Origin of the sequence: Mesorhizobium sp. C264A (assembly GCF_040324515.1) — a bacterium.
Taxonomy (GTDB): Bacteria; Pseudomonadota; Alphaproteobacteria; order Rhizobiales; family Rhizobiaceae; genus Mesorhizobium.
Genome location: NZ_JAMYVY010000002.1, coordinates 2396255 through 2413957, shown reverse-complemented (window position 1 = coordinate 2413957; position 17703 = coordinate 2396255). Strand labels below are relative to the sequence as shown.

The window sequence follows — 17703 nt, the reverse complement described above, 5'->3', positions numbered from 1 at the left end:
CTACCGCATCTACCGCTTTTAGCGGGCAAAACGAGGAAGAAAATGGCCGAACCTGAAATTAGCAAAGCGCTTCAGAAACTACTCGACATCATGACTTCGCCAGACGTGGCGGTCGAGCGATCGATTGAGGCAGCCAAGGCTATCATTGAATATGAAACGGTGCCGGAGGTCTTCGACCTAACGTACCAGTTCTTGATGGGCGTGGCACATGACCCCAAGACAGATGTTGGGCTACAACTGGAGGCGCTGAAGCTCATTCGAAAGGTCGAGGCCAGGCGCGTGTCACCCGGAACCACGAAGGGCGCGGACCCGATGGAAGGCCTTGGCCTACGGCTGGAGGCGGCGCGGCTGCGGATGGAGGCGAAGCGGAAGTTAGTGAACTAATTAACTGCTTGGAGGCCCTTTTACCTACAGAGTCCAATGCATACGTTCCAGTAAAGCGCGGGAGAATCACCATGCCGGAAGACCTTCTTATTGGACGATATATCCATGGTGAGGCTACAGTGGGCCCGCTTCAGGATGGTATGCACATAGTCTTCGAGAAGTCCCTGACACCGGTGTTCGAGGGGGACATGCTCATTGTGGAGATGCCTAAAGGTGAGATGATCCTTCACGTCATTGAAAACTTGGGCGATACCATTTCTGTCAACGGGCTGGGACCGAATTCGGCATCATGGAATTTCCATATCGAGCGAGTGGAAGGCAATGCCTGGGCGGTTCGGCTTGATCCTCAGCATAAGGAATTGCTTGCTTTCACAGGTAAGCGTCCGAGTAGGGGTTGAGGCAACTTTTTCACCGAAGGTGGCGATACAATTTTCCAATCTCACCGGCCTCTGCCGCTGACCATCGCTGAGGCATTGCGCGGAAATCTGCAAACGGTGGTCCGGCGTACCCTTACTGCTCTTGTGGCACCCCACCGGCCTGAGCCTAGAAATCGCCATCGATGAGCTCTTGCGAATGACTGACATCTTGCGGTGTTGCCGCCCCGCTGCAACAACTGTAAACCGGTATTGGTAGCTGGGGGCAAGGATGGCTTATTTACCGGACAACAATCTTAACTATCCCGTTCACATACAAATCGGCGGATCAACTGGAAGTGGCTTTCACCTAAGAACCGAGACCGCCCTTTGGTTAATCACCGCGAAACATGTTTTGTTTCGGGCGGACGGAACGCTGTACAACAACACCGCAGAGACCACGTCCTTTTGGGCCAAATTTTCGGCGCGCAATCTTATCTCTCTTGACCTTGCCGTTTTGACAGCAGCGGGCTCAGTTCGGCGGCACGCGGCAGCGGACGTAGCAGCGATAAAGCTTATGACTATCGCTGCTGGCGCTGCTACTGGAGAAAGTGATCCGGGAGTCACCGCTACCATTCCACAAGGGTCGCACCTTGTGGGCGTAAATGCGCTCGAAACAGTGCTGCCCTTCGACGAGGTCGGCATTTCGAACGAAGCCTTCTTGTTTGGCTATCCCGTGTCGATCGGTCACGCTGGGCAGTTAGAACCCGACAAACCGTTGATTAGGCGTGGAGCTATCGCAGGGCTAAACGAAGCAAACAGAACGATAATTCTTGATGCGCCGTCGTATCAGGGAAACAGTGGAGGCCTTGTTGTTGAATGCATCGATGAGGTCTTCGAAAGGCGCTTTCGTGCCATCGGTATCGCAGTAGCGTTCGTGCCGTTCTATGAGAAAATGCAAAGTCTCCATTTCAAGACAGTCAATACGAATATCGAAAATTCGGGCTACACTATCGTCGAGCCAATCGACAAGATTCTAGAGACCATCGCGTGAAAGCAGGCGCAAATCGTTCTCCCCGCATATGTGCTTCACCCGCCCGATACGCTGTCTTTGCGTTTGGAAACCACCCTCCAGCCCGCTTGATCGATGGGGTGGAAGATCGATCCGCATCCCCCTGCAAGGCCTCGCTAAGGCGAACTGCATTTCATTCGCAGCACTCAGCGACTAGGTAATCCGATGCAGCCAATGCAGCTGAAAAGTCACTGTTCTTGAGCCTTGCCGCTACCTTTTGCGATGCGTTCGCCACGTTGGCGTCAATCACACACAAAAGCTGATGAATGGCCTGTAATGCCCCTGGGTTCTTGGAGTGGGCCCTCCTGTCGGGGTGCATTGACTTGAGGCTTCGAAGCCCTTCGGAAGCGCTTATTAGGCCTCTCGCGGCTTCAACAAAATCAACGAACGGGTCTGAGACAGGAGACCCAATGTAGACCGCTCCCTGCTCGCCGCCTCTGCCAACCAGGATTGCGTATCCTCGGATCTCGTTCACGCGCCGCATGACCGCTTCGATCTGCGTGTCTATAAGCTTGTCGATTTCGGCTGCTTGAAGGATCGCAGTTTGCGTTCCGATAAATCGCGCCTGACTCCGGGCCTCCTCGGCTTGCTGCATGGCCACATCTCGGTTCAGCCGAAATTCCTTCCGCGTCAGCCGCAACTCCTCCCGCTGCAATGCGAGTTCCTGCGACTGAACCATCGTGGCTACGAAGAGCCAGAGAAACGCGAGTGGCGCGCACACGCCTGCAAGGAAATCGCCAAAGGTGTTCAGCGAGAGCTTGTCATTGGTGATGTGAAGAAAGCCTTCGGCCCCGCTGTCCATCAACACGAACGCAATGAAGGCAACATAGATTGCTGTCACTATGCCCCCGAACTTCACCCATCCTGATGCTCTTTGTGGGCGAGCCGGCAAAGCTTCCACGTCCATGTATTCTCCCCCTTCAACCCAAGGCGAGAGCTTACGCCGCATTCCTTCAGAATGCGAAACACGCTGCCCGCCCAATCCCCAACTTCTCAGCGATGGCTTCGCCCGCCCCTCACCTTTCAGCGGTGCTTGATCCGCTGCACAGTACCGACGCTAACGCCGTGCCTGGCAGCGAGCGCGCGGACGCTGCCCTCATCACAAGCGATTGCCTGCTCCGTCGCCTTGGCAACGCGAGGGCGGCCCAGCCTCTTCCCCTTCGCCCGCGCCGAGTTGAGGCCTGATTTGACGCGCTCGCTAATCATCGCGCGCTCGAACTCCGCGAACACGCCCATCATCTGAAACATGGCCTTGCCCGCAGGCGTGGTCGTGTCGATGCCCTGCTGATGGAGGAAGAGATCAACGCGAAGCGCGTGGAGGTCGGAGAGGAAGGCAACGAGGCCCTGAAGTGAACGGCCCAATCGATCAACGCTCCACGCCATCACGACGTCGAAGCGCCGGCGGGCAGCATCTTTGCAGAGCGCGTCGAACGCGGGGCGCTTGGCGCTGGCTCCGCTAACGCCGTGATCGCGGTAGACTTGGACAATGTCCCACCCAGTGCGGCCCGCAACTTCGCGCAATTCGCGCTCTTGTCGGTCGGTGGTCTGCTGGTCGGTCGATACGCGAAGATAGAGTGCGGCGCGCATGGCGTTCGCCCTTTCCATGATGTGGCATAGCGTTCAACCGGACGGCCAGCTTTCACGAGCCGCCCAGCTGAACATTCGCGATGCGCCGGTTAGATGGTTAGCTCGAACTCGGTCGCAGCCTTGGCGGCAAGCGATGCCTGATGGGCAGTCCTAGCCTGAGCGTCGAGGCGGTCGCGTTCAGCGTTGGGAAGCCCCGTGAAAAGCCCCATGAGGAACTTGTTCCGGTCCTTCGCGTCGGTCTGCTCATACCGAGCCTTGCTCTCGGGGCTGAGCGCGTTGCGAACCATCTGGCGGATGAACCGAACGTGCGGCTCTTCCGCAGGACCAGCCGTCCTGCCGATCGCGCCCTCGATCAGCCGCTTGCGCTTGGCATCGAAAGCGGCGCTGGCCGCCTCCTGACTCTTCGCGCCCGCGTATGCGTCCTGCAGAGATTGGAGCGCGAAGCCCATCAGGTATTCAACCGAGGCGTCAGGAAGGGCTTGGCCGTCCAACGTCCATTTGCCCTTTTCGACGGCCAAAGTGGCCTCGCCTAAATGGCCGAACTCGCGATGTGAAAACGTGCGCACTACTTGCATAGGTGTATCTCCTTCAATGGTGCGGCTGCGCCGCGTTAAGTGACTGAATTTACTCGAAAAATGTCCCTCTACTATGCGCGGCAGTCAAGCGCAATGTGCGAAAAACAAATGGTTTTTGAACGCAAAAATGACAGGCTCAAAAGCCCGGATTTCCGCGCTTTCAGCGGGGGCGTTTCGGAGGGGTTTTTTGAACACGCATTCCGCGTGTCGCGGATCGGTTCGGAGGCCTGGGGTATGGCTCAATGCGATGTGTTGGCGATCATCGCGGATGGCGGGCGGGGCGACCGTGCGCGGCGTGGCCGTGGGCGGGCCGTGTACGCGCGTTCATGCCATCGACCGTCCATATGACCGGGACAATGCGCCCGCCCACCACGCGGCCAATGCGGGCAACGAATGCGTATGGTCTTTGAACTCGAGACCCCCCACCCCCTTTTCACAATTCGGTGGGGGGCCTTTCGCTGGTGCCACCGGGACGCCCCGCCCCGGCCTGGTCCCTCGCAAATTTTGTGCGAAATTCCGGAAGTCCTTCAGCGGGCCACCCTTGCTGCGTGGTCTGCCAAAGGTTGGAAGCCCCAACTTCATTCAGAGAGCCGACCGGCCTTACGGATCATTACATTCAGGTTTCGAAGAAATGAATTTACATGGCCGTAATGCGCGCTGCCAAAAAGCGAAAATTCTCTGGACCTAAAATCTTCTGCGTACCGTCCAGCTGGGGAAGAGTCGTTTATGCGCGCCGTCAATCCGTTGTTAAGAATGCTCTGCATTTGAACAGCGAAATCGTAAATTGATACAGCCTCCTTGTTTCCAGTTTTATTCCCAGAATGATCGATTTGTTCGAGTTCAAACATTGGCCTGGTTGACAAATAATCCCTAAAATCCTTCGGCGTGGGGACGTCAAAATCTCTGGTCAAGTGCTCAAAAATCAACATCCGTCTCTGCTGGTACGCAACTATTGCAGGGAAAGCCAACAGCATCGGAAACGGGATATTATTATCCGACAGCTCGACGATGCTCCAAAGGATGCCCAAGCACTGGTCGATATCGCGCAGAGATAATCCGAATCCGGTAGCCATCGCGGCAATTGATTCAGTGTGCGTTTTGCCACGGAAATCCATAATGCGGTCGTTGTCGAAACCCAAGGATACCCAACGGGCGGCAACGAACGCATTCAAACTCGGCTTATCAAACGTGTAGGTCCGATCGAAAAACCGGAGTAAGTAGCGCTCCGCATCGAATCCTTGGCCATAAACCGCCTTGATCGTTTCTGCCAACTGATCGGAATGTGTGGCAGCTATGAAAATGACGTTGGGGACATCGAAGAGGTGTTTAATCCTCTCCAACAGGGCAACCGCGTAAATTGGTCGGCAGCGGTCCAGTTCGTCTACGATAACAAACAATGGCTGCTCGTCTTTCACGCCCTCCGAGAGCCTGCGCCGAAAATCGTCTATTGCTTCTTGTCCCTCGTCAAACAGGCGGAGCGCTCGTTCAGCATAGTCGTTGGCAGACTCAAGGCTGGCGTCAGCAACCGATTTAATGACTTCCTCAGCGATCCCATCGACAGCTGACTGTCCGATCACAAATGCGGCGCCGCGACTGAGTAGGCCCTTGCCAGCTCGGATTGCAATTTTGCCGGCATTGTCTTTCAGCGCCTTTTTGAAAGACGCTTTCTTCCCCGTCTGCCCAAGGGCTTTAAGTACAGCGGACATAACGGCGAAGATTGGATCTTCTGCGTGATCGTCACGCCAGGCATCAACCAGCGCTACGTTGCAGCCGTCCGCCTCGAGTTGCTTGGCCATCTGGTTCACAAAGTACGTCTTGCCGGCTCCCCATGGGGCAGTCACGTTGATCGACGTTCCCCGCTCACCGACGCGAACCGCGAGCTCGTTACGGCGAAGCAAGTAGTCGATCAGAAATTTAGCGTCATCTCTGCGGTTAAGAAGATCGCCCAGCCAAATGTCCGACACCAGCTTACCTCCTCTAACTCGGGGCATCACTGGTGGAGGTGATAGCGGTGTTTGGATCAATTCAGCAACAGCGAATGACACCGACTCGGTCGCTTGTTAGCCCTTTCGCCGTCCTGGGTTCAGCGGGGCAATCGGTTCAGCGTCTTTCGGGGGAATGGCGAATAACTCAGAGACGTCGTGACCAAGAACCTTCGCTACTTTTTCGAGCGTCGTGAGCGTCGCATTCCGCTTGCCGCGCTCTAGGTAGCCGACATACGCGCGTTCGATCTCGGCGACATACGCAAGGTGGTCTTGCGACATGCCCTTCTCAACCCGCAAACGCCGGACATTCCAGCCTACCCGTTCCCTGACATCCATTTAGTCAGAGCAACATCTGGCACTCTATGAAACCACGTCATATAAGACGAGTATTGGTGACATCGAAGGCGCGGGCATGGGCCTCAAAGGACATTCGATCAGAGGCGGTTTCTTTGTGGCGGCGTGGCTTATTCTGACGCAAGGACAAGCGCTACCCCAAAGCCAGGGGCAGTCACAATATGACATCGACCCAAAGCTCGTGGGGCTCAGCGCGACTGAAAGGAAATCCGTACTGCTCTGCGTACGTGGAACCATCAGCATAAACTATCGCGACACCGTCGCTCAAAACTTTCTGAAGGGTGGAAACGATGCCGCTTGGGCATTGAAGGTCAGCGGCTTCGAGAGCTTGCAGATGTCGGAGCTGGCCAAGGCGGCCGACTGGCCGGATATGGAGACCTATTACAATGCCGAAACCAAGGCCGCCGAGCAGCTGATAGAAGGCAAACTTAGTCGGGATGGCTATGAGGACGTTGCGCGACAAAATAAGGGGGCCTTGAAAAGAATCTTCGACGCCGACTCAACCGGGCTTGATGAGCACAAGAGAAATTTTCAGAGATTTCAGGCGATCTGCAATGACATCTCTTCCACATTTATCGTCCGAGCCAAGGGCTCAGCCTCATCCAAATAGGACATGCGCTAAGTTGGGCCGCTGTGGCACCTATCTTGCTGTCGCGGCAAAGCCGGCCCATGCGGTCATAAGCTTGCGGCGCTTCTCCAAAAGGTCGCCGCGCTGGTACGCAGCCTCCGTCTTGTCAGATAGGACGTGGGCTAACGCCGCCTCTGCAATCTCGCGCGGGAAATTTGACCTCTCGGCGGCCCAATCGCGGAACGTAGAGCGGAAGCCGTGGACTGTCAGACCCCTCATTCCCTCCATGCCGCGTAGCAGTTCTAGCATCGCCATGTTGCTCAGCGGCTTCCCGGTTCGGGCGCCGGGGAAAAGATAGGGGCTATCCGCCTCGCGCGGAACGCTCTTCAAGATGTCGATCGCACGATCCGAGAGCGGGACGCGATGCGGTCGGTCGGCCTTCATGCGCGCGGCCGGGATGGTCCAGAGCTTGTTGGCGAAATCAATCTCGCTCTCCATCACCCCGATAGCCTCACCTGTGCGGACGGCAGTAAGGATTGTGAACTCAAGCGCTCGGGCCGAGATGCTATCCATCGATCGGAGCTGCGACATGAATGCGGGAAGCTCGGCGTATGGCATCGCTGCGTGGTGCTCGACTTTGGCGACTTTCGACCGTGCCGGAAGCAGCTTGTCGAGGTGCCCGCGCCACCGTGCTGGGTTGTCACCGCTGCGGTAGTGTCGTGCCTTCGCCCAATCGAGCACCAATTCGACGCGACCTCTGACGCGGGTAGCTGTTTCAGTTTTCGTCGTCCAGATCGGCTCAACGATTTGCATCACGTGGGCGGTGTCCACCTTCGCGACCGGCAAGTCGCCGATTACAGGCCACGCATAAGTTGCGAGCGTATTGCGCCACTGCTCCGCATGTTTGACGTTCTTCCACCCCGCCTTCTGCGCCGCGATGTAGCGTTCGGACGCCTGCTTGAACGTGATCCGCTTGGCATCGTCGGCGCGGAGAGTAGCTGTGCGCTCGTGGCGCTCCTCAATAGGGTCTTTGCCGTCCGACACGAGTTGCCTTGCCGCCCGCGCCCTCTCCCGCGCCTCCTTAAGGTTGAAGGTCTGAACGTCCCCAAGCCCCATGTACCGGGCCTTGCCAGCAAGCATGAAGCGGAAGAGCCAGGACTTTGTGACGTCGCCGTCTTGCGCACCCTTCGCGGTACTCTTCGCCACTTGCAAATAAAGCCCGCCGCCGTCACCGTACGTGCCTGGCTTTGATTTCTTCGCCACCTCGACGGCGCTTAGATTGTTGATCGACCTGGCCATACGCCCGCCCAGCACTATTGTTTGCGATGGGCAAAACATACCTACAATCCAACCCACAAACAAGCATTGGATTTAGCTGGAATTGGGCAGAACTCTTCGGATTGATTTTGGCTATTTTTCCGTTGTATTTGTTGCGTTTTCGGAACTCGGCGGAACCTGTCGTGAGTGCGGCGGACGGACGCTCTCTCCGCCATTATCAAGCCATTGAAACCGCTGCGATTTTCCATCCCAGCGGGTGCGGCTGACTTTACTTCACATGCTCGCCCTGGGTTCATGGCGGATTGCCGGCTTGCTCGCCAAGCCAGGCGCAGAAATGCCGCGGAGCGATCCGGCGGTCGCCGTCACCTGTTCAACCGCCAGAGTTTCAAAGGCGTAGCCGGACCTCTGTCTTCACTCTTCGTGCCCCATCTGTCACCGTCGCAACCAACGCGTTAGTGCCGCCTGGTGCGGTCTCAGGTCGCAGATGAGGTAATTCCATGAATTATAACGATATCGACCTCAATCTATTGCGGGTCTTTGACGTGATGATGCGGGAAAGGAGCGTGACGCGGGCGGCTACCGAATTGGGCAGAACACAATCAGCTGTAAGCCACTCCCTGTCGAAGCTTCGGTATCTATTGCGGGATGAATTGTTCACCAGAGATGGCGGCGAGATGCGGCCGACTCCCCGGGCAGTTGAGCTGCTGTCGAATATTTCCGCCGCACTCGCAACGATCCGCGCATCGATCGACCGGCATCAGATCTTCAATCCAGCAACGACGCGGCGCAACTTTCGCGTTGGACTTACAGATTATCATGCCATGGTTTTCATCCCGGGCCTCATTCGAGAATTTTCCAGGCAAGCTCCTGGCGCGACGCTGAACGTCATTCCCGCAAACGGACCCGAAATCGGTTCATCGGTCTATCTGAGACAAGTTGACTGCGCGCTGACGGGAGCAGCGATACGCGACGACCCAGGTCTCTTGAAGGTGGAGCTTGGCCAGGACCGATTGTTTTGCGCAGTGTGGAGCGGAAGCAAGATCGCCAGAAGCGCAATGACGCTGGAAACCTATCTGGCCAGTTCCCACCTCCAGATTTCCGCAGATGGCCTGGCGGAAGGCCTCGCGGATGCCGCCCTCAAACAGATGGGTCTTCGCCGCAATGTCGTTGCGACCATCTCGAACTATCCGGTGCTGCCCTGGGCGCTTCGCGGCACTGAACTGATTACCCATTGCGGTGATGCCATCCTGCAAATGCTGGATGAGAGGAGTGAGGTGACGTTGGTCCCGCCACCCCTTCCGATAGCGAATGTGAATGCCTGGCTTATTGTTCACCGCCAGATGGCGAATGACCCGGGAACCAGGTGGCTCCGGGAAATCATCGTGGGAATCTACAACGAATCGCGGAGCAAGAGACACCAAGGCACCCTCGGAGCACCGGGGTCGGCCGTAAAATAAGTCGCGGGCGCTGCTTCACCACTCAACCGCTTTTCAGCTGGGAGTGCTTCGCAACTATGAGCAGCGCTCATTTTCACAATGAGAACAATCGATTTGACGAATACTTGGGCTGGAGAGCACATTCCCTTCAACAATAACAGGGGAATGCCGAAATGAGATCAACGTTCAAGGGCCTACTTGCCCTCGCCATCGCGTGCACCGCCTCCTCGGCGTGGTCCGCAACCCTCGACAATGTCAAGAAAAATGGCGTGCTGACCTGTGGCACGAATTCGGCCACGGCTGGCTTCAGCCTTCCCGACAATGAAGGCAAATGGACCGGATTTGTCGTCGATTATTGTCGCGCCGTGGCCGCTGCCGTGCTCGGGGACGCGCAAAAGGTCAAGTTCATCCCATTGACGCCAAAGGATCGCTTCACCGCCTTGCAGTCGGGAGAGATCGACATTCTCGCCCACAACGCAACCTGGACATCGTCCCGCGATACGTCGCTAGGCATACTGTTTGCCGGCACGTATTTCTATGACGGCCAGGGGTTCATGGTGCGCAAGGCGGACAATATCACGTCAGCCAAGGGACTTGACGGCGCATCGATATGCGTCACCCAGGGCACCACGACCGAGTTGAACCTTGCCGACTATTTTCGCTCGCAGTCGATCAAGTACACGACGGTTGGTTTCGCAGACGAGGAAGCTGTCGTGAAGGCTTATGAGGAGGGACGTTGCGACGTCTTGTCCGCAGACACCTCCACCTTGAACGCGTCGCGGCTTCGCATGGCCAAGCCGGACGACAGCATTGTTCTTCCCGAGCTGATCTCCAAGGAGCCGCTTGGCCCGGCCGTGCGGCAGGGTGACGACCAGTGGCTCAATGTGGCGAAGTGGACGCTCTACGTCATGGTGGCCGCGGAGGAATACGGGGTCACCTCCAAGAACGTCGATGCCATGAAATCGTCGGACAACCCCAGCATCCGCCGCTTGCTTGGCGTGGACGGCAGCATAGGCAAGGACATCGGGCTCGGCGATAACTGGCCGGTCGAGGTGATCAAGCAGGTCGGCAATTACGGCGAAGTGTTTGATCGCAATGTCGGCAAGGATTCGCCGCTGAAAATGGAGCGCGGCATGAACGCGCTCTGGAACCAAGGCGGCGTTCAATACGCTCCGCCGATCCGCTAACGCATGTCGCTCAAAAATGGCCCCGGTTTTGAGACACGACATGCATAACGAAGACCCTAAAGCGCGTCGCCTGAGTCCGTTCAATGGCGACGCGCTTTAGGCAAAGGCATGGTTGCAAGGCGCTGGCGTGTTACCGTCAGCGCCTTGCACGGACCCGATAGGAACAGCCCATGTCCCATTTGTCGCTTCCCGCGCCGTCGCGCAGGAGGTTGTCGCTGCACGATACGAAGGTGCGGGGCATCTTCTACCAGCTCTTGCTCGCCGGCTGCCTGCTGGCCTTGGCCCTGGGCATCGGCATGCAGACTGCATCGAATATGCGGGTCCGGGGGATTCCGCTCTCATTCGACTTTTGGAATGAGTCTGCCGGCTTCGACATCAATCAAACCCTGATACCGTACGATGCATTGTCCAGCTACGGTCAGGCGTTCTGGGTGGGAGTGGTCAACACCCTCTACGTCAGTGTCCTCGCAATCCTGTTTGCGACCTTGCTTGGCTTCGTCATCGGCGTTGCCCGCCTGTCGCCGAACTGGATCGTTTCGAAGGTGGCGACCGCCTATGTCGAGCTTGTGCGCAATGTTCCGTTATTGCTGCAGCTGCTGTTCTGGTACAACGCCGTCCTCAAGCCGTTGCCCTCGCCGAAGGCGTCCATCGCCATTCCCGGCGGCATCTACCTCAACAATCGCGGCCTCATCGTTCCGGAGATTCATTTGCATCCGGGAGCGGGTCTGGTGGGCCTGGCATTCGTTGCGGCCATTTCCTGCTGCGTTGCATTCTGGTTTCGCGCCAGGAGCGTCCAGAGACGGACGGGCAGGCAGCTGCCGGTGCTTCTGGTCAGTCTGGCGACCTTGACAGGATTTCCGTTGGTCCTTTTCCTGGCGGCTGGCGAGCCGGTCTCGTTCGTCGCTCCGCAGCTGCGGGGTTTCAATTTTCAAGGCGGGCATCAGCTCTATCCGGAGTTTGCCGCTCTCCTGATCGGTCTGTCGGTCTACACCGGTTCATACATCGCCGAGATCGTGCGAGGTGGAATCCAGGCAGTGCCAAAGGGCCAGACCGAGGCTGCGCATGCGCTGGGGCTGGCGCCGGGCAAGACGCTTCGTCTGGTCGTCGTTCCCCAGGCGCTGCGCATCATCATTCCCCCTTTGACAAGCCAGTATCTCAATCTCATCAAGAACTCGTCGCTTGCCGTGTTCATCGGCTATCCCGACCTCGTTCAGATCTTTGCAGGCACGGTGCTCAACCAGACCGGAGCCGCCGTCCAGGTCATGGCGATTACCCTGTCGGTCTATCTCGTTATCTCCCTTGCCACGTCATTGGCCATGAACGTGTGCAACCAACATTTTGCAATCGTTGAGAGGTGACGGGTGAGCGATCAGTCCATGCGTTCGCCAGTTGTGATCAGCGCACTCATACCAGCCATGGCGCCTCCCGCGGACGTTCGACCGGGTCCAGTGAGCTGGATGAAAAAGAACCTGTTTTCGACGCCGTCTTCAGGCGCGCTGACAATATGCTTTGTCCTCCTAGCCGCGTGGCTGCTGCATCACTTCCTGAGCTTTGCGATCTTCAACGCGGTCTGGAGCGGCGGCCATGAAGCTTGCCGTGCGAACAGCCAGGGGGCTTGCTGGCCTTTCATCGCCGAGAAGTTCGACTACCTGCGATACGGCGCGTATCCGGTTTCCGAGCGGTGGCGCGTGGACCTTGCGCAGGCGATCGGCGCCATCCTCATCGTTTGGCTCCTGTGGACGAAGGCTCCGCGGCGCAAATTGGCGGCGTTGCTGTTCTTCCTCGTCTACCCCGTGGCCGCGTTCGTTCTCGTGCGCGGCGTTGCCTGGCTTCATTTGCCTGTCATCGATACGACGCTCTGGGGCGGTCTCTTGATCACGTTGCTGATGTCGATCGTGGGTATCGTCTTCTCGCTTCCGATCGGGGTTATCCTGGCGCTTGGGCGCAGGTCGGAACTCCCTTTCGTCAAGACGGTTTGCGTCACGTTCATCGAAGTCGTCCGCGGCGTGCCGTTTATCACAGTGTTGTTCATGGCGAACTTCATGATGCCGCTCTTCGTCCCGGATTATCTGACGCCTGATCGTCTGTTGCGCCCGCTCATCGCGATAGCGTTGTTCTCGTCCGCCTATATGGCCGAGGTCGTGAGAGCCGGCCTTCAGGCGATCCCGAAGGGGCAACAAGAAGCGGCCAAGGCGCTCGGGATCGGCTACTTCGACATGATGCGCCTGATCGTCCTCCCTCAGGCGTTGACGATCGTCATACCGAGTATCGTCTCGACCTTCATCGGTCTGTTCAAAGACACGACTCTGGTCGCCGTCGTCGGCATCGCGGATTTCCTGAAGGCCGTCGAAACGGCGCGCGTCGATCCGAACTGGGCAGGCCCGACGATCTCATCAACCGGCTACCTCTTTGCGGGGCTGGTCTACTGGAGCTTTTGCTTCGGCATGTCGCGTTACTCGCAATCTGTGGAGCGCCAATTGGCGCGTGGCCACAAATCCTAGGAGGCGCTGATGATGCCGCAAGCAATGCCCGCGGCAAGGTGACTATCAAATGGCTTGTGCAGACACGCCCGCATCGACGCTTGGGCAACGACATATCGCGGGAATAGATTTCGACCAGATCCACGACCGTCAGCAGTTCGGATCCGTCAAATGGGCCAACCAGTGGGACGAGTTCTCTCCCCAGGTCGAGGGCCAGGACCTGCTGTCGCTGTGGACGGCGGATATGGACTTCCGCGCTCCGGAAACCGTCATCGCGCGACTGCGCGAGGCCGCGGAGCATGGCATTTACGGCTACACACGCCGCGATCCGCGCCACTATGAGATCGTGCAATCGTGGTTCGCGCACCGGCACAACTGGTCGCCGAAACTGGAGACCTTGCTTCCCGCGCCGGCGATCATGCCGTCCGTGGCTGCGATACTGCGAACCTTCACCAAGCCCGGTGACGGCGTCATTGTGCAGTCGCCCGTGTACTCGCCCTATTTCGAAGTTGTTCAGGGAAACGGGCGGGTTCTGCTTACGAACCGGCTGAGGCTGCAGAACAACAGATATGAACTCGATCTCGAGGATTTCGAGAAACTGGCGGCCGGCGGTGCCAAGGCATTCCTGCTGTGCAATCCTCACAACCCTGCCGGAATGGCCTGGACACGCGAAGAATTGGCGGCGCTCAACGACATCTGCGAGCGCCATGGCATCCTGGTCATATCCGACGACATTCACTGCGACATAAGGTTGTCGGATCGTCCCCACATCGTCTTCTCCTCCATCTCGGAAGATGCTGCGGAGAAATCGTTCATCTGCACCGCTCCAACGAAGACTTTCAATCTTGCCGGGGTTCCTTCGGCAATCATTTCGGTAGCCAGCAAAAAGCGCCGCGAGGCGCTTCTTGCCGCAATGCAGGCGTCATTCATGGTGAATGCGAACTTTTTCGGCCGCCTGGCTTTGGAGGTTGCTTACAGCAGCGGCGCGCCGTGGCTCGACCAACTCACGCGCTACATCGCCGGCAACATCGATCTGGTTTGCGAGTTCGCCGGTGAACACCTTCCAGGCATCACGCCCATGCGGCCCGACGCATCGTTTCTGGTGTGGTTGGACGCGTGCGCGCTCGATCGCCGAGTGGGTGGGATTCAGAAGTTCTTTGTCGATTGGGCCGGGGTTAATCTCTACGACGGCCGCGTCTATGGGCGTGGCGGCGAAGGCTTCATCCGCCTGAATGTCGGCTGCCCGCGTCCTCTGCTGCGCCAAGGGCTGGAGCGCATGTCCAGCGCGCTGGCATCCCTGTGATCGAGCCCCAGGGTGCTTCGGATGCGAGCCTGGTACTTGATGCCGGCAGCCGGTAAGGAAACGTCCGAGGGCCGACGAGCCGGGTGGCCCGCAAGTCCGGATCCATAACCGTGCCGGACACGACCCTCAAGCCAAAGTCGACATGTCCATCTTGATCGCCGCTACCATTTCACAGCGAACCCGAGCTTGGCGCCCAGGGCGTGGCTATCGCCAAAATCCTTGAGGCTTGTCCGCGCTGTCCCTTCTCCGAAGACTGCGTAGCGGCCGTCCGCCCAGCTCAGCGAGCCACCGAGGCCGACACCGCCCCACAGCGCCTGATTTTCGCTGACCAGTTTCGTGCCAGACACATCGACATCATTTCCGTCGAGGAAGTCGTAGTAAAGGTTGCCGAGCCCGTAAATGTGCGTGCGGCTGACTTGCCCCGCATCGTCCACCCACTGGTCTTCATAGTCCGCGGAGAGGCCGAGGCGGCCGACGAGACTGTTGCTGCTGCCGGGCGACACGACGGCGCCAAACGGGTCGGTGAACGCGTCGAAGTCGACCGAGGAATAGGCAAGCTGGGCCTGCGGCGTCAGCGACCAGTTGCCGTTGAGGGCGATCGTCTGTCCGGTCTCCACGCTCAGCCCGTAGCCGAAACCGTTGTTGCCGTCCGCAAGCGTGGTGCCCAGCGTGGCCGACCGGATGTCACTGTCATACCATGTCGCCTCGGCCTGCGCGTCGACGTAGAAGCCACCGCTGCCGAACCAGGTGAGCGTGCTGCCGACGCCGTAGCCGGTGGCAGCGATCGACCCTGCCCCGAAGATCGAGGAGACGTCCGACGACGCGGTTCCGTAGTGGGCCGTAATCCCTCCGATCAGGGTACCGGCGTCGCTTTCGTGCAGCAGGCCATCGACGCCGGCCTGCAGCTTCCAGGTGGTCACGTCATAGTTCGTGCCGGAGGTCGACGTCTCCGGCTTGATCTCGGCATGGGCAGCTTCGATGCGCGCCCATATCGCCTTGCCGTCGACCGAGCCCTGGCCTGGCAGGTCCGCACCTTGCGGCGTAGCACCCTCGCCCCACGACCGATTGCCAATGCGTTGCTGCATGGTGCCCAGTTCATTGAAGGCCTGCAGCACCCCTTCATAGGCCTCGTACAGAGGCACGCCGGGCGAATAGAGCGGCTGCGGATCGGGATCGCCGTTGACCAGGGCCGAGCGCAGATACCAATCGCCATCGGCCGGTGTGCTGACGCCGTTCTTGTAGAGCCTGTATGCGTAGGCGCCCGCGACGACCGCTGCATCGTCTTCGAAGGTATAATTGCCGTCGAGCGAGAAGCTGCCGTTTGAGACGCCGCCGACGTCGACGATCTTGATGCCTCCGACCGTTTGGGCGCCCGACCCGCCGAAATTGACGACCTGAAGGGTACCCGTCCCTGACGTGTTGCCGGCGATCACCAGCATATTGGTCGGCGAACCGTCACCACCGAGCGCCGTGTTGAGGATGACGGCGCCGCCATTGCCGATATAGTCGCCGCTGACGGTAAGTGTGTCGCCTGGGTCGCCACCCGCGATGCGCACCGTTCCGGCGTTGCTCAGCCCCGCAATCGTCTGGGACGTGCCGGCAAGATCGAGCGTGGCGCCCGAGGCGACGGAAAACTGCGAGGAGGAACTGAACGCGTTCGCAGCGCCCGCGGCAAGCGTGCCGCCGCTGACCGTAGTGGCGCCGGTAAAGCCTGAGTTGTCCAACGCAAGCAGCAGCGTGCCTTGGCCGTCCTTGATGAACGTACCGGCGCCCGAGAGCACGCCGGCATAGCTGGCGGAGGCGACTTGGTCGAATGTGAAGGAGGCGCCGGCGCCGATCGCGACATCGCCACCGAAGCGCTCGGCTGCCGAGGCGAGGCCGCCTTGATTGACGGTCCAGTCCAGCAGCGACGTGCCTGACAGCGTCAGCACGCCGGCGCCATCCTTCATCATTGCGCCGGTGCCGGAGATATCGCCGGCGAAGCTGGCGTCCGCCGCCTGGTCGAACACGACAGTGCCGGAATTGCCGATGTCGCCACGAATCGAGGTTGCATCGCCGACCAGCGTGCCAGCGCTGACCAACGTGTTGCCGCCATAGCTGTTCGTTCCCGTAAGCGTCAGCGTGCCGGCGCCGGTCTTGGCAAGGCTGCCAGCGCCAGAGATCGCACCGGACAAGGTCAGGTCGGCCACTGTGTCGAAGGTGCCGCCGGCCGACGAAAGCGTGACGTCGCGCGCCGAGCTGAACGCCGCTGTGTTGCGCAGCGTCCCGCCGGAGAGCGTCAGGCCGCCAGCGGCAACGCCGAGATTGTTGTCGGCTGAAACAGATAGCACGCCGCCCAGGACGGTGGTGCCGCCCGTGTAGGTGTTGGCGCCGGACAGCACCAGCGTGCCCGCATCGGTCTTGGTCAGGCTGCTGGTCCCGGTTAGCACGGAGGCGATGGTGGCGGTGTAACCTGCTCCGGCCACCGTGCCGTCGCCGACCCGAATGATGCTCTCGCCGCCAGCGCCATCAAGCGTGATGGCTTCGCCTTCGATGCGGTAGCCATCGGCGGCGAATTGCATGCCCGTAATCGCAAGCGCGCCGGCGCTGCCGTCGGCGATGACGGTGCCGCCGAGCGTCTGGAAGATGGCGAAGCCGGGCTGCGGCTTCATCGCGCCAGTTACCAGGCCGGTGCTCGTCGTCCAGTTCAGGCTTGTCGCCGTCCACGTGCCGTTGCCGCCGTCGACCAGATCGTTGTTGGCATTCCCGGCCGCGTCACCGTCCCAGAACAACAGGTCGTTACCGACACTGCTGATAAGATTGACCTGGTTGGCGACAGAAGTCTGCACCGTCAAATCGGCCGCCGTGACGCCGGCCGGCAGATTGCCGAGTTCGAGACCATTGTCGGTGAGGGCGCCGCCATAATTGATGAGCCGGTAGACGCCAGGGCCAAAGCCGCCTACATCGGTGATGTTGAGGCTGCCGTCCAGCGTCAGCGCTCCGGTCACCTCGATCAGGTCGTTGACACCGCCGCCGACAATTCCTGCCTGGCCGAGCTCGTAGTCGAGCATAGAACCGGAGCTCAGGCTGAGCGATCCGACCGTAAGCGTACCCGGACTGGAGCCGGGGGCCAGCACGCCGCCATCGGCGACGATCACCGCG

General features: G+C 59.1%; 16 protein-coding genes. 9 read left to right on the top strand and 7 right to left on the bottom strand.

The window, feature by feature from the left end; all coding sequences use genetic code 11:
* Positions 1–42: 42 nt before the first annotated feature.
* The 3 genes from NKL04_RS30845 (at position 43) to NKL04_RS30835 (ending at position 1791) form a co-directional block, all read left to right on the top strand.
* Positions 43–384 carry a hypothetical protein gene (locus NKL04_RS30845; protein ID WP_023700975.1) on the top strand — a complete coding sequence of 114 codons (342 nt, stop codon included), beginning with the start codon at positions 43–45 and terminating at the stop codon, positions 382–384.
* A gap of 71 nt (positions 385–455) precedes the next feature.
* Positions 456–782 (top strand): hypothetical protein, encoded by a 327-nt coding sequence (locus NKL04_RS30840; protein WP_023700974.1) that lies wholly within the window; start codon positions 456–458, stop codon positions 780–782.
* A gap of 247 nt (positions 783–1029) precedes the next feature.
* Complete coding sequence (locus NKL04_RS30835; protein WP_023700973.1) at positions 1030–1791, top strand: trypsin-like peptidase domain-containing protein; 762 nt, start codon at positions 1030–1032, stop codon at positions 1789–1791.
* A 151-nt stretch (positions 1792–1942) separates the two neighbouring features.
* Here NKL04_RS30835 and NKL04_RS30830 read toward each other — a convergent pair whose 3' ends face one another.
* The 5 genes from NKL04_RS30830 to NKL04_RS30810 all read right to left on the bottom strand — a co-directional run bounded on the left by NKL04_RS30830 (position 1943) and on the right by NKL04_RS30810 (position 6292).
* The gene (locus NKL04_RS30830; protein WP_156951464.1) at positions 1943–2716 is read right to left on the bottom strand and encodes a hypothetical protein; all 774 of its coding nucleotides are present in this window, start codon (positions 2714–2716) and stop codon (positions 1943–1945) included.
* 116 nt (positions 2717–2832) lie between these two features.
* Positions 2833–3396, bottom strand: a complete 564-nt coding sequence (locus NKL04_RS30825) for a recombinase family protein (RefSeq protein WP_245271388.1) — start codon at positions 3394–3396, stop codon at positions 2833–2835.
* Between the two features lie 89 nt (positions 3397–3485).
* Positions 3486–3971: a hypothetical protein gene (locus tag NKL04_RS30820; RefSeq protein ID WP_023700970.1), complete on the bottom strand. Its 486-nt coding sequence runs from the start codon at positions 3969–3971 to the stop codon at positions 3486–3488.
* A gap of 578 nt (positions 3972–4549) precedes the next feature.
* Positions 4550–5935, bottom strand: a complete 1386-nt coding sequence (locus NKL04_RS30815) for a KAP family P-loop NTPase fold protein (RefSeq protein ID WP_198029302.1) — start codon at positions 5933–5935, stop codon at positions 4550–4552.
* Between the two features lie 96 nt (positions 5936–6031).
* Positions 6032–6292 (bottom strand): helix-turn-helix domain-containing protein, encoded by a 261-nt coding sequence (locus tag NKL04_RS30810; RefSeq protein ID WP_023700968.1) that lies wholly within the window; start codon positions 6290–6292, stop codon positions 6032–6034.
* 76 nt (positions 6293–6368) lie between these two features.
* Here NKL04_RS30810 and NKL04_RS30805 point away from each other — a divergent pair, with 76 nt between their 5' ends.
* Positions 6369–6920, top strand: a complete 552-nt coding sequence (locus tag NKL04_RS30805) for a hypothetical protein (RefSeq protein WP_023700967.1) — start codon at positions 6369–6371, stop codon at positions 6918–6920.
* Positions 6921–6950: 30 nt separating this feature from the next.
* Here the strand turns inward: NKL04_RS30805 and NKL04_RS30800 are convergent, their stop codons facing one another.
* Positions 6951–8177 carry a tyrosine-type recombinase/integrase gene (locus NKL04_RS30800; RefSeq protein WP_023700966.1) on the bottom strand — a complete coding sequence of 409 codons (1227 nt, stop codon included), beginning with the start codon at positions 8175–8177 and terminating at the stop codon, positions 6951–6953.
* Positions 8178–8653: 476 nt separating this feature from the next.
* On the opposite strand from NKL04_RS30800, the gene NKL04_RS30795 reads away from it, so the two are divergent.
* From NKL04_RS30795 to NKL04_RS30775, 5 genes are all read left to right on the top strand, one after another.
* The gene (locus NKL04_RS30795; protein ID WP_023700965.1) at positions 8654–9613 is read left to right on the top strand and encodes a LysR family transcriptional regulator; all 960 of its coding nucleotides are present in this window, start codon (positions 8654–8656) and stop codon (positions 9611–9613) included.
* 152 nt (positions 9614–9765) lie between these two features.
* A complete protein-coding gene (locus tag NKL04_RS30790) occupies positions 9766–10779 on the top strand; it encodes an amino acid ABC transporter substrate-binding protein (protein ID WP_023686475.1) in 1014 nt (337 codons plus the stop codon).
* Between the two features lie 209 nt (positions 10780–10988).
* Entirely contained in the window at positions 10989–12137 is a 1149-nt protein-coding gene (locus NKL04_RS30785) for an amino acid ABC transporter permease (protein ID WP_348529188.1), read from the top strand.
* An 18-nt stretch (positions 12138–12155) separates the two neighbouring features.
* Positions 12156–13280 (top strand): amino acid ABC transporter permease, encoded by a 1125-nt coding sequence (locus NKL04_RS30780; protein WP_031209365.1) that lies wholly within the window; start codon positions 12156–12158, stop codon positions 13278–13280.
* Positions 13281–13329: 49 nt separating this feature from the next.
* Complete coding sequence (locus tag NKL04_RS30775) at positions 13330–14562, top strand: MalY/PatB family protein (RefSeq protein WP_050593557.1); 1233 nt, start codon at positions 13330–13332, stop codon at positions 14560–14562.
* A 161-nt stretch (positions 14563–14723) separates the two neighbouring features.
* On the opposite strand, the gene NKL04_RS30770 is transcribed toward NKL04_RS30775, so the two are convergent.
* Positions 14724–17699, bottom strand: a complete 2976-nt coding sequence (locus NKL04_RS30770) for an autotransporter family protein (protein WP_156951462.1) — start codon at positions 17697–17699, stop codon at positions 14724–14726.
* Positions 17700–17703 lie beyond the last annotated feature (4 nt).